Raw genomic sequence first — 11,831 nt, 5'->3', positions numbered from 1 at the left:
GCTGCCTCCCCGTGCCCCTTCTCCCTTGCGGACTCTGCCGGCAAGCGGCCCTGCGCCCCCGGCGCCGGCCGTCAGGCGGATGCCCTGGGCGTGGCCGTGATGCCGCGCCGGGCCAGCTCTGCCACCACCTTGGCGCAGAATTCCGGCAGCTTCGCCTGAAGCTCCGGGGTCAGTTCCGGCGAAAGGGTCTGCCAGTCGCCGGGCTGGATGCCGATGATGAAGGTCTCCGGCCTGTGGCCGGCGAGACCGCAACTGATGAGCGTGTCCACAAGGTCGGTCTGGTGGGTGGAATCCCGGAAGCTCAGGCTCTTGCGCAGGTCTTCCCCTTCCAGCAAATAGATCGTCCCGGGCGCGCCGGGGCCGAGCACCACGTCGAGCACCACCAGAAGGTCGGAATCCATGATGTCGGGCATGAGGAAAAGGCCGAGCGTGCCGCCGTCCAGAAGGCGCACGTTGTCCGGCCAGCTGTAGCCCTGCTCCAGCCGGTTCACGGCGGCCACGCCGAAGCCCTCGTCACTGAGGAGGATATTGCCCACGCCGAGCACGAGCACCCGCGGTTTTGCCATCTGCCGTCCCTTTTTTTCGCCTTCCGCCATGGCCCGGATACGGAAAGGGCGGGCCAGAGCCCGCCCCCCCATGAAGCCCGCACCGGCGCCGGCCGGTGCGAAAGCCGTTACAACACCTTGAACTTGTGCACCTGGTTGGTCTCACCGTCGATGACATGCACGGCGCAGGCGATGCAGGGGTCAAAGGAGTGGACCACGCGCAGGATCTCCACCGGGCGCGCCGGGTCGGCCACGGGCGTGCCCACGAGGGCTTCTTCGCAGGCGCTGGGCACATTCTTGGCGTCGCGCGGGCTCAGGTTCCAGGTGGTGGGCACCACCAGCTGGAAGTTGGCGATGCGCGCGTCGTCGTCGGTGACGATCCAGTGGGAGAGGCCGCCGCGCGGCGCGTTGACAAAGCCAACGCCACGGGCGCTCTTGGGCGGCTCGTAGTTCTCCACGATCTGCTGGTCTTTCGTGATGTTGTGTTGGTACTGTTTGATCCAGGTCTCCACCTGCTGGCCCACGGCCAGCGCCTCGATGCCGCGCGCGGCCGTGCGGCCGAGCGTGGAGAAGAGCGCCTCGGGCCCGATCTGGAGGGCGCCCAGCACCTTGTCCACCATGGGCTTGATGGTCCTGTGCTCCTGCGCGTAGGAGACGAGCACCTGCGCGAGCGGCCCGGTCTCCACGGCGATGCCGTCGTAGCGCGGGGCCTTGAGCCAGGAATACTTGTCCTTGTCGCCCATCTTGGTGAAGTAGGGCTCGGTCTCGCCCTCGTAGGGATGGCGGGCCTTGTCGCCCACGTACCAGCTGTGGGCCACGCCCTCTGCGATCCTGTTGGGGTCCATGTCGCGCACCTTGCCGATCTTACGGTCAAGGATGACGCCGGGCCTGAGCCAGCGCTTCTGGAGGTCGCGCTCGCAGCCCGGGTCGGGGAATTCGCCGAAGGCCATGAAGTTGCGCGTGCCGCCGTAGGTGGCGCATTCCTTGTACTGGCTCGCGATGGCGAGCAGGTCGGGGATATAGTAATCCTCGATGAAGGTCAGGGTCTCCTTGTAGAGGTCGGTGAATTCCTTGATGCGCTCGGCCGTCAGCGCGCCGTAGTTGGTCACGCCGCCGGGCACGGTGAACTGGGTGTGCGGGTTCTTGGCGCCGAACACGGCCATGGCGCGCGCCGCCTTGACCTGCACTCGCAGGGCGGCGAGGTAGTCGGCCGTGCCGATGAGGTTGAGCTCCGGGCTCAGATGATAGGCCGGGTGGTTGCCGAGGAAGTAGGCATTGGTGAAGGGGCCGAGCTGGCCGCTGTCCACAAAGGCCTTGAGCTTGGTCTGCACGGCGCGGTAATCGTCCGGCGTGACCTTGCGGTTGGAGATGGAATTGGCGATCTGCGCGGCCTTGACCGGGTCGCCCTGGAGGGCGTTGACCACATCCACGAAGTCCAGCGCGTGCAGGGCGTAGAAATGCACGAGATGGTCGTGCAGGTAGAGCATGGCCAGCACGAGGTTGCGCAGATAGGTGGCGTTGGCCGGGATGGGCTTGTTGATGGCGTCTTCCACGGCGCGTGTGGACGCGAGCGAGTGGCTGTAGGTGCAGACGCCGCAGGTGCGCTGCGTGAAGTGGGGCGCGTCAAAGGGGTTGCGGCCCTTGAGGATGATCTCGAGGCCGCGGAACAGGGTGCCCACGCAGCGGGCCTCCTTGATCTTGCCGTTCTCCACCTCCGCCTCGATGCGGAGATGCCCCTCGATGCGGGTCAGCGGATCGACCACCACCTGACCGGTATAGGTGCTCTGGGGCGCTTTGATGACCTGGCTCATGGTTTCCCCCTAGTTCTTGTAGAATGGCGTCATGTCGTCCCAGAAGCCCGGCTCGCTGCAGCCGATGCAGGGGCTGCCGGCGCCCACGGGCCAGTTGGTCTGGTTGAAGAGCACCACCGGACAGTTGTTGTAGGTCTGCGGGCCCTTGCAGCCCAGGTCATAGAGACACCAGCCCTTGCGCGCCTCTTCGGAATTGAAGGAGGGGGCGAACTCGCCGGCGTCGAAATGCTTGCGGCGCTCGCAGCGGTCATGGACGGTCTGGCCGTAGAACATGAGCGGCCGGCCGAGCTCGTCGAGCTCGATGTCCATGCCGCTCAGATAGGCCACGAGCGTGCCCACCATGTTGATGGGGTTGGGCGGGCAGCCGGGGATATTGATGACCTTGATGCCCATGTCCGCATAGGCTTCGCCGAGGCCCACGGCTTCCGTGGGGTTGGGGCGCGCCGCCTGGATGCCGCCGTACGAGGCGCAGGTGCCGAGGGCGAGATTGAGCTTGGACTTGGGCAGGATGTCCTTGCAGATGTCATACATGGTCTGGCCGCCCACATAGCCGTACTTGCCGTTGAGGCCCGTGGGGATGGCGCCTTCCACCATGAGGATGAAGCCCTGCGGCGAATGGACGGCCTGCTCCAGCGCATCTTCCGCGGCCTGGCCGGCGGCGGCCATGATGGTCTCCTGGTAGTCGAGGGAGATGGTATCGAGGATGAGGCTGTCGATATAGGGCTTGTACATGCGCATGAGCGCCTCGGAACAGCCCGTGCATTCGGCGGTGTGGAGATAGACCACATTGGGGCGCTGCCCGGTGAGGGCCGCGGCCACGTCGTCGGCGAAGGCCGGCCCCATGCCCATGGTGACGGCCACGGCGGTGCAGAATTTCATGAAGTCGCGGCGGCTCACGCCATGGCGTTCCAAACGCTCCTCTCCGCTCTGTTTGCCCAGACCCACGGAAATACGCATAGTCGACTCCTGGCAAAAAAGTGCATGGCGACAAGACGCGCGTGCCCCCGCGCCGCAAGCGGCCCAAGGCGGGCCAGCGCCATTTGTCCGCAAGGATACACCCATGCCAGCACGGGGTCAACAGGCGCGGGGCTTTTGCACCGGCCTCTGGTTTCGGACATCTGGAGGGCGCCCGCGATGGCATCCGGGCGCAGCCACGCACCGCCCCGTGGGCTGCCCCGGCCCGGGCAGCGGTCTCCCGGGCCCCCCGCACCACCCGCGCGCATTTTTTCTCTTCCCTCCTGAAAAAAAGGCCTTAAGTTTTTGCCTGACCGGCCGATACGAGGAGCGAGAGATTTTGTCCCGCGCCCCTTCACCCGCAACCCGACCCTTTTGCCATGCTCGACGCCCTCCACAGCATCACCTCCCGCCCCGTGGGGCCTGTCACGTCCGGCGCCCCCACGGGAGGCCGGTCTGGCGGCTTTGCGGCCTTCCCGGGCCTCGGGGAGTATGGGCGCGCAGCACAGGGCGAGGCGGATGCGGCTGGCGCCCGGGGCGCGAAGGCTCAGCAAACGGGCAAGAATGGAGGGATAGCGGGCCAGCAGGCCGGCGCGGACGCCGCCGGCGCCTCCGGGGAAAACGGCGATTCGTTGCGCTTGAGCCCCGAAGCCCAGGCCCAGTTGCGCGAGCTCAAACAGCGCGACGCCGAGGTGCGCGCCCACGAAAAGGCGCACATGGCGGCCGGCGGCCAGTATGTGGCGGGCGGCCCGAGCTACGAATACCAGCGCGGGCCGGACGGCCGGCAATACGCCATCGGCGGCCATGTTTCCATCGACGCCTCCTCCATCCCCGACGATCCCGAAGCAAGCGCGGCCAAGGCCAGGCAGGTGCGCCGCGCCGCGCTGGCCCCCGGCGAGCCCTCGGCGCAGGACAGGGCCGTGGCCGCCAAGGCTGCCACCCAGGAGGCGCGCGCGGCCCGCGAGAAGCAGGACGAGAACGGTGAAGCCGCCGGCGGCGTGGAGAACGCCCAAAACGCGGATGCCGCGCAAGGTGCCGCTCCCGCTGAAAATCTTTCGCGCCGTGAGGGCGCCGATGGCCCCGAAGGCGCTACCGAAAGCGCCGCCAGCCGCGAAGGCGGCGGGAACTCCGAAGGCCGCGGCATCGCCCATGCGCTCATGCGCGCCGCCGAGACCTATGCCGCCATGGCGCAGCGCGGTGTCATGCCCACGGCGCTGGCCCCGGGCGGCACGGGCATTTCCCTGCAAATCTGAAAATCCGATTCCGAACGCAGAAGGGGCGGCGAAAATTTCGCCGCCCCTTTCTTTTCGTGAAATCCGTTCCGCCGGTCAGGCATCCTGCTCCGCCGCCGGCGGCGTGTAGTCCTGCGCGCGGGCGAGGCGCGCCAGGGTCTCCGGCTTGCCGAGAAAGGCCATGATCTCGTTGAGGTGCGAGCCGCCCATGAAGCCCATGAGCGCCGTGCGCAGGGGCGGCGCCACCTCCTTGAACTTCAGGCCGTTGTCCGCCACATAGGCGTTGAGCGCGGCCTCGATGGCGCCTGCGTCAAAGGGCTCGACCTTGCTGAAGATGGCAGCCAGCGCCGCGAGATGGGCCTTGCCCTGCTCCGTGAAGTGCTTGTTGGCGTCCTTGGTGTTATAGACGAGCTCCGAAGCGCCCACGAGCAGCGGCCGGAAACTTTCGGCCAGTGCCGCCAGGTTGCTCGCCCGCTCGCGGAACATGACGCACAAGGGTTCCAGCCGCCCGTAAGGATCATTCCCCAGGCGCTCCCACAGGCCCGCGGCCTTGGCGAAGGGCTCCACCAGTTCCACGAGCTGGTTCAGCGGAAGGTCGCGCATGAAGCGCGCGTTGCACCATTCCAGCTTGGCCGGGTCAAAGGCCGCGGCGGCGGGGTTGAGGTTCTTGCCGTCAAAGAAGCGGATGAGCTCTTCCATGCTGAAGAGCTCCTGGTCGCCGTGCGACCAGCCGAGACGCGCGAGATAGCTCACCAAGGCCTGCGGCAAAAGGCCGTCCTGCTGGTATTCCACCACGGCCCGCGCGCCGTGCCGCTTGGAGAGCTTCTGCCTGTCCGGCCCGAGGATCATGGGCACATGCCCGAAGCGCGGCACGGGCAGCCCCAGCGCCTCGTAAATGAGGATCTGGCGCGGCGTGTTGGAAACATGGTCGTCGCCGCGGATGACGTGGGTGACGCCCATCTCGTGGTCGTCCACCACCACGGCCATGTTGTAGGTAGGCATGCCGTCCGCGCGGCGCAGCACCATGTCGTCCAGCTCCGAGGCGTCCACGGCGATGCGGCCCTTCACCATGTCGTCAAAGACGATCTTGCCCGTGTGCGGCGCCTTGAGGCGCACGCAGCGCCCCTCGCCGGGCCCCAGCCCGAGCTCGCGGCAATGGCCGTCATAGCGCGGTTTCAGGCCCTTCTCCCGCGCGCGCTCGCGCATGGCCTCCACCTCTTCCGGCGTGCAGGAGCACCAGTAGGCGTGGCCGCTCTCGAGCAGCTTGTCCACATAGCTGTTGTAGAGGTCGGTGCGCTCGGTCTGGTAGGTGAGGTCGTCGTCCCAGTCCAGGCCGAGCCAGCGCATGGAGGCGAGGATGGAGTCCGTGTATTCCTTCTTGGAGCGCAGGAGGTCCGTATCCTCGATGCGCAGGTGGAAGCGGCCGCCGAAGTGCCGGGCGAGCAGCCAGGAAAAGATGGCGGTGCGCGCGCCGCCGATGTGCAGGTGCCCGGTGGGGCTGGGCGCGAAACGGGTGACAACGTCTGCCATGGGGTCTTCCCTCAACTCTTCTGCTGTGTCTGACGGTTTTTCAGTGAGGATGGGATGCGGAGCCCCCGCCTCAGCGGGCGGCGCTTTCCGCGCGCGCCAAAAGTTCCCGCGCCTCGGCGTTGCCGGGCTCCAGCTCAAGGGCGGTACGCAAAAGCGGCAAGGCGTGCATGCGGTCATCGGTCGCCAGAAAGACCATGGCGAGGTTCATGGCCACGCGCGCCGAGCTGCGCGGGAGCTCCGGATCAAGGGCCAGTGCCTTGAGAGCGGCCGCGCGCGCCGCCTCGGTATCCTTGCCCTCCAGCCAGGCCATGCCGAGATTGTAATGCAGCCCCGCGTCATCGGGCGCGATGCCGAGCGCCTTCTGGTATTCTTCGGTCGCGTCGCGCCAGCGGCCGGCGCGGCGCAGCAAAAGGCCCAGGCGGTTGAAGGCCGCGAGGTCATCCTGGCCCCAGAATTCCTTGCGGCTGTCCAGCGCTTTGCGCAGGTAGGCCGCCGCCGTCTCCGGGTCGGACTCGGCATAGAGCTCGGCCACGCGCGAGGCCACGCCCGCCGGGCCAACCTTCGCCTGTCTGGCCGAGAGGCGTACCGCGTCGCCCAAAAGCGTGCGCGCCTTGTCCGTCCTGTTGAGCCGGAGGCTGAGCTCGCCCATGCGCAATTTGCGCTCCACGTCCAGCGGCGAGAGATCGTCCAGCTTTTCGAGGCATTCCAGCTCGCGCGCGGCATCGCCCTTTTCCGCATGCAGGGCCGCGAGGCGCCGCAAGGGGTCAAGGAACATGGGCGAGGCGCCGGCGGCCTTGGCATACGCGTCGGCCGCCTTGTCAAATTCCTCCATGGCCTTGAATATATCGCCCATGAGCAGGAGCACGGCGGGCGCGTTGCTCTTCTGCTCCAGCGCCTGACCGCAGACCTGGAGGGCGCGCAGGTGCTCGCCCTGGCCGAACAGGGAGCGCGCCCAGTCGAGCGAGCGCTCCACCTGGCCCTGCGGCCGTACGGCGAGCGCCACGCGCTCGAGGAGGGCCGGACCGTCCACGGGCTTGCGGATGCAGCCGTCCATCCCGCTCTCCTGCAGGAGGGCGATGCGCTGGCGGTCGCTCTCGGCCGTGAGCAGGAGCACCTTGAGCTCAGGAAAGCCGTTCTTGATGAGGCGCACGGCGAAGGTGAGGTCGCGGCCCTTGAGTTCGCGCTCCACCAGAAAGAGGGGCTTCACGCTGGCCTCGGCCGCCTGCCGGGCGAGGCGCGCCAGCATGTCGACCGCGGTGGTCGACACGAGGCAGGAGGCCGGCATCTTGAGCTCGTCGCGGATGAGGCCGCGCAAGAGGTCGACGAGGGCCTTGTCGTCAGAAACGCAGATGATGCGGCCGCCCTCGCGCAGATGGGCGATGACCGCCTCCGCATAGCCCTTGCGCTGGCGCTCGCCGTCCACCCTGGCCCCGGCGAGGGATCTGTCGGCGCGGCGCATCTGGATGCGCCGGGTGAGCCCGCTCTTTTCCGCGTCCTCGTTCATGGCGTCCCCCTTGCGGGCCGGGACCAAAGGCGCCCGGCCGCACAACCGTTTACGATAGCCAAAAGCGCCGCCAAGGTCCAGCGCCGCGGGCCTCAGAAGAGCGGGCAGCTCGCCTTGGTGATGCCGTTGACCACGTTGACGGGATCGCCGGCCAGCCAGCGGCGGATATTCTGCGCCGTGAGGTCGATGATGTTCTGGCGCGCGCGCACCGTGGCCCAGGCCATGTGCGGCGTGATGAGCACATTGGGCGCCCTGAGGAGCGGATTGCCGGGCCCGGGCGGCTCCTCGGAGAGCACATCCGTGCCCATGCCGCTCAAATGCCCGCTCTTGAGGGCCGCGGCCGCCGCCTCCTCGTCCACGAGCGCGCCCCGGGCCGTATTGAGGAGGATGGCGCCCGGCTGCATGAGCGCCAGCCGCTCGGCATTGATGAGCTTGTCCGTCTCCGGGGTGAGCGGGCAGTGCAGCGAAACCACGTCGGACTCGGCGAGGAGCCGCTCAAGCGGCACGAAGGCGAAATCCTCCCAGGGGGGCGCGTCGCGCGGGGTGCGCTGGTGCGCGAGCACGCGCATCCCGAAGGCGTGGGCGAGGCGCGCCATCTCCCGGCCGATGTCCCCGAAGCCCACGATGCCGATGGTGAGGCCCGTGAGGCAGATGGGCGTGCGTTGCCAGTAGCACCAGCGGCGGGCGCGCTCCCACCCGCCGTCGCGCACGCTCTCGGTGTGCTCCTGGGTGTGGTGGCAGAGCTCGAGCAAAAGCGACATGGCGTGCTGCGCCACATCGGCCACGCCGTAGGCCGTCACGTTACAGACCGGCACCCCCTGCTCGGCAAAGGCGTCGAGATCCACATTGTTGTAGCCGGTGGCCAAGAGGCCCACGAAGCGCGCGGCCTGAAAGTGGGCCATGTGCGCGCGCCTGAGTTCGGTCTTGTTGGTGAGGAGGATGTCGGCGCCGCGCGCCCGCTCGGGGAGCTCGGCCGGGCCGGTCTCGGGGTGGATGGTGAGCTCCCCGAGCTCCGAGATGGGGCCCCAGTCCACATCGCCCGGGTTGAGGACGGCTCCGTCGAGCACAACGATCTTCATGGCAGCCCCTTGGATGGCTCGCAGTTGCATGGTGTGCGGGTCAGCGCCCGCTGCGGGACGCCTATTGCAAGACTAGCAGCTTGTGCCGGGAGAACGCAAGGGGGACGCGCCTTTGGGAAAAACTCCCGTCTGCCCTTCGCCAAGCGCCACAACGCACAAGGGCCGCCCCCTTGCGGGAACGGCCCTTGAAACGGATGCCGAAAAGAACCTAGTGGGCGATGACGCGGAAGTCGTCGCGGCGGTTCTTGGCCCACACGGCTTCGCCGGTGCCGAGCACGGCCGGATTTTCCTTGCCGTAGCTGATCATCTCGAGCTGGCTCGGGTTCACGCCGTTCTGCACGAGATATTCATACGCGGCGCGGGCGCGGCGNTCGCCNAGGGCGAGGTTGTATTCNTGGGTGCCGCGGTCGTCGCAGTTGCCTTCGATGCGCACNCGGATGGCCGGGAACTGCTTGAGGATCTCGGCTTCCTTCTTCAGGACCGCGTCGTACTGGTTTTCGATGTTGTACTTGTTGAAGGCGAAGTACACGCGCGAGTCGGANATCNNCTGGATGGCGGCGCGCATTTCGGGGCTCATGCCGTCATCGTAGCCGGGCTCGGTGGTGGTCTTCTTCGCGCAGCCGAAGCCGGCGGCCAGGGCCATGACCAGGGTCAGAANAAGAGCGTAGCGTTTCATNTTGTGTGTCCTCCTGAACAGCTGCTCCAAGCAAAAAAACCTTTCCTTTCGGCACCATGCNCCGCTCCATGCGGCGCAGACAGATGGTATCCGGCNNTNNAGTTTTGTCAAGGCGCGAAGCNGGGTTTCGTAAAAGTATTTTTACCCGNCCGCGCCANGCCCGNTTTCCGGGCTTATTTCTGCTGNGCNGGCATGCCCCAGCGCGGGAANAAGGCCTGCCCGTCGCCNGTGGGNACCTGNTTGGCGTCGCCGCCGTGGCGGGTGGTNAGNTAGATATGGNGNCCNCCGCCGCGCGTGGANCTGAAGGCGATGAAGTAGCTGTCCGCGCAGAAGGAGGGCTGCTCGTCGCTGCCCGGGCCGAAGGTGATCTGNCGCTCCTCGCCGGTGACGAGNTCCTGCACGAAGATNCGCTGGCCGTATTCGGTCATGCGGCTGTAGACCACGAGGGTGCCGTCGGGCGCGAGGTTGGCCTCGGTGTTGTAGGTGCCGTTCTTGCTCACGCGGGTNACGCTGCCGCTNGCCAGNTCCTTGAGGAAGATCTGCGGGCCGCCCAGGCGCGACGAGGTGAAGGCCATGCGGCTGCCCGTCTTGTCAAAGGTGGGCGAGACATTGATGGAATTGTGCTCCTCGAGGATGCGCTCNTTCTGGAACACATGGTTGAGGAGATAGATGACNGGGTACTTGCCGCGCGAGAGCGCCACGGCCACCTTGTTGTCCGGCATGAAGGAGGGNCCGATGACCACGTTNCCCGGGAAGCGGATGCGCTGCACCTTGCCCGTGGAGCGGTCCCACACGCCGAGNGCGTGGGACTTGGGGTCGATGTGGCTGAACACCACGAAGCGNCCGTCCGGCGACCANGCGGGCGANAGCGCCTCGCCGGGCATGTTGGTNACCTGCCNNAGNTCGCGGCCCCAGGGCTTGACGATCCANACATTGGCGCTCATCTTGCCGGTNTTTTTCACAAAGGCGAGCGTGGAGCGGAAAAAGTCGCCNTTNCCNGTGAGNGCCTCGAGCAGGTCGGCGCAGAAGCGGTCGGCCACCTCGGGGAGGTCCTTGCTGNTGACCTTGGTGTATTCCTTNCCGAAGAGNCGNCCGCCGGTNTTGGTCTCAAAGGCGCGGATCTGCACGGGNTTCGTGCCGCTGTCGCCNTCNGGCCAGTAGGTGGTGATGACGATGTCCGANCCGGCNAGCTGGAAGCGCTTGAANTCCAGNGCCGGCGGCTCCCAGCCCTGGAGCACGATGCCGCCGAGCACGGCCTTGGGGTCGGTNAGGCGCGCGAAGGGCAAAAAGCTCAGGTTCTGGTCCACCAGNTTCTGNAGCTGCGCGCCCATGCCCGTGGCCTGCTTGTCCGGCCCTGTGAGCGGCGCGGCCAGGGCCATGTTGACGATGTTCTGNCCCGGATTCATGATGTCCACGCGCATGGCGGCNNNGGCCTCGCCCGCGCGCNTCCCCAGCANGGNGAGCGCCGCAAGGGCGGTCACGNCGAGGAGAAGGGAAAGTTTTTTCATGGCTCGCTCTTCCNTTCAGGCTTNCGGCAACGCCGGGGCGCCATTCCGCGCCGCGGGNTTNACTGCCGGGTAAGGGTAAAGGTGAGNTCCAGCGTGTCGCCNAGGCCGGCNGGCGGCGGCGCNACGGAGCCNGCCCGGCGTATGCCCTGNAGCACNTACTTGTCAAGNAGNGCGTCGCCGCTGCCCTTGAGGATGCTCTCGTCNAGGATCTTGCCNGCGGANTTNAGGCGCACCTGCGCNGTNGCNTGATAGGTGCCGGGCTTGGTCTGCGCCGGGATATACATGGAATTGCGCAGCTTCCAGACAACGGTGCTGATATATTTCTGGAAGCGGCTGTCGTACTTGTCCTGCGCCTTGGCGCCGGAGGATGCGGACGCCGCGGGCTTGGCGGCGGCAGCCGTCGCCGTGGCGCCCCCGGTGGCCGTGGCGGCGGCGAGCGCCGCGGCCTGCGCGTGGGAATCCCCCGGGGCCGCAGCCGGTGCGGGAGCCTGGGCCGGAGCAACTGCCGTGACGGCCGTATCCGCGCTCTTGCCCTTGGGGCGCCCCGTCCAGAAGGAGAAATAGACATCCAGCGGCATGCCGTAGGGCGGCGTCCCGAAGGGCGCGGCCTCGCGCACGGCGGCGCAGCCCGAGGCGTCCAGCGCGGGGAGGCCCGAGGGGCGCACGGCCTTGCATTCGGTGACGCGGCCCTCGCCGTCAAGCGAGACGCAGAGCCGAAGCTGCCTGTCCTCGCTGGTGGCGGGGGGCGCCCACACGGCGAGCACCTTGTCCATCACATGGCCGGAATAGCCGTCGTTCTGGCTCACGGCCAGCGCGCTGGCGGCCTGGGCGCCCGTGGCGCCGGCCAGGATCGCAGCCATGAGGCAGACCGCCGCCATGAGAGAGAGCGCCATGAGCAGCGGGCGCAGCCCGCGGCGCACCCGGTACTCCCGGCACTCCGCCGAGGGTCGCATGGATCGAATATTCTGGGGCATGCTTGTCCTCCTTCCTCA

10 protein-coding genes are annotated in these 11,831 nt (G+C 67.5%); 1 reads left to right on the top strand and 9 read right to left on the bottom strand.

The annotated features are described in order from the left end of the window. Positions 1 to 71 precede the first annotated feature (71 nt). The 3 genes from HDR50_RS10080 to HDR50_RS10070 all read right to left on the bottom strand — a co-directional run bounded on the left by HDR50_RS10080 (position 72) and on the right by HDR50_RS10070 (position 3,313). Positions 72 to 566, bottom strand: a complete 495-nt coding sequence (locus HDR50_RS10080; protein ID WP_291357993.1) for a HyaD/HybD family hydrogenase maturation endopeptidase — start codon at positions 564 to 566, stop codon at positions 72 to 74. Between the two features lie 107 nt (positions 567 to 673). After that, positions 674 to 2,356: a nickel-dependent hydrogenase large subunit gene (locus tag HDR50_RS10075; protein WP_291357992.1), complete on the bottom strand. Its 1,683-nt coding sequence runs from the start codon at positions 2,354 to 2,356 to the stop codon at positions 674 to 676. Between the two features lie 9 nt (positions 2,357 to 2,365). Further along, entirely contained in the window at positions 2,366 to 3,313 is a 948-nt protein-coding gene (locus HDR50_RS10070; RefSeq protein ID WP_291357991.1) for a hydrogenase small subunit, read from the bottom strand. Between the two features lie 377 nt (positions 3,314 to 3,690). Here HDR50_RS10070 and HDR50_RS10065 point away from each other — a divergent pair, with 377 nt between their 5' ends. Next, complete coding sequence (locus tag HDR50_RS10065; RefSeq protein WP_291357990.1) at positions 3,691 to 4,563, top strand: putative metalloprotease CJM1_0395 family protein; 873 nt, start codon at positions 3,691 to 3,693, stop codon at positions 4,561 to 4,563. A 75-nt stretch (positions 4,564 to 4,638) separates the two neighbouring features. On the opposite strand, the gene gltX is transcribed toward HDR50_RS10065, so the two are convergent. The 6 genes from gltX to HDR50_RS10035 all read right to left on the bottom strand — a co-directional run bounded on the left by gltX (position 4,639) and on the right by HDR50_RS10035 (position 11,813). Next, positions 4,639 to 6,072 (bottom strand): glutamate--tRNA ligase, encoded by a 1,434-nt coding sequence (gene gltX, locus HDR50_RS10060; RefSeq protein ID WP_291357989.1) that lies wholly within the window; start codon positions 6,070 to 6,072, stop codon positions 4,639 to 4,641. 70 nt (positions 6,073 to 6,142) lie between these two features. Next, complete coding sequence (locus tag HDR50_RS10055) at positions 6,143 to 7,576, bottom strand: response regulator (RefSeq protein ID WP_291357988.1); 1,434 nt, start codon at positions 7,574 to 7,576, stop codon at positions 6,143 to 6,145. Between the two features lie 92 nt (positions 7,577 to 7,668). After that, positions 7,669 to 8,655, bottom strand: coding sequence for a D-2-hydroxyacid dehydrogenase (locus HDR50_RS10050; RefSeq protein ID WP_291357987.1), 987 nt, complete (start codon positions 8,653 to 8,655; stop codon positions 7,669 to 7,671). Between the two features lie 208 nt (positions 8,656 to 8,863). Beyond that, a complete protein-coding gene (gene pal / locus HDR50_RS10045; RefSeq protein WP_291357986.1) occupies positions 8,864 to 9,331 on the bottom strand; it encodes a peptidoglycan-associated lipoprotein Pal in 468 nt (155 codons plus the stop codon). Between the two features lie 173 nt (positions 9,332 to 9,504). Continuing rightward, positions 9,505 to 10,839, bottom strand: coding sequence for a translocation protein TolB (locus HDR50_RS10040; protein ID WP_291357985.1), 1,335 nt, complete (start codon positions 10,837 to 10,839; stop codon positions 9,505 to 9,507). Next, complete coding sequence (locus tag HDR50_RS10035; protein WP_291357984.1) at positions 10,836 to 11,813, bottom strand: TonB C-terminal domain-containing protein; 978 nt, start codon at positions 11,811 to 11,813, stop codon at positions 10,836 to 10,838. Before HDR50_RS10035 ends, HDR50_RS10040 begins: the two co-directional genes overlap by 4 nt. Between the last annotated feature and the right edge of the window lie 18 nt (positions 11,814 to 11,831).

Origin of the sequence: Desulfovibrio sp., assembly GCF_014803725.1 — a bacterium.
Taxonomy (GTDB): domain Bacteria; phylum Desulfobacterota; class Desulfovibrionia; order Desulfovibrionales; family Desulfovibrionaceae; genus Desulfovibrio.
The sequence above is the reverse complement of the archived record's forward strand: the minus strand, read 5'-3'. Positions and strand labels throughout refer to the sequence as shown.

Coding starts and splice junctions, on each gene's coding strand:
- HDR50_RS10075 (WP_291357992.1), bottom strand. CDS start 2,356: ATGAGCCAGGTCATCAAAGCGCCCCAGAGCACCTATACCGGTCAGGTG.
- HDR50_RS10070 (WP_291357991.1), bottom strand. CDS start 3,313: ATGCGTATTTCCGTGGGTCTGGGCAAACAGAGCGGAGAGGAGCGTTTG.
- HDR50_RS10080 (WP_291357993.1), bottom strand. CDS start 566: ATGGCAAAACCGCGGGTGCTCGTGCTCGGCGTGGGCAATATCCTCCTC.
- HDR50_RS10050 (WP_291357987.1), bottom strand. CDS start 8,655: ATGAAGATCGTTGTGCTCGACGGAGCCGTCCTCAACCCGGGCGATGTG.
- HDR50_RS10065 (WP_291357990.1), top strand. CDS start 3,691: ATGCTCGACGCCCTCCACAGCATCACCTCCCGCCCCGTGGGGCCTGTC.
- HDR50_RS10055 (WP_291357988.1), bottom strand. CDS start 7,576: ATGAACGAGGACGCGGAAAAGAGCGGGCTCACCCGGCGCATCCAGATG.
- gltX (WP_291357989.1), bottom strand. CDS start 6,072: ATGGCAGACGTTGTCACCCGTTTCGCGCCCAGCCCCACCGGGCACCTG.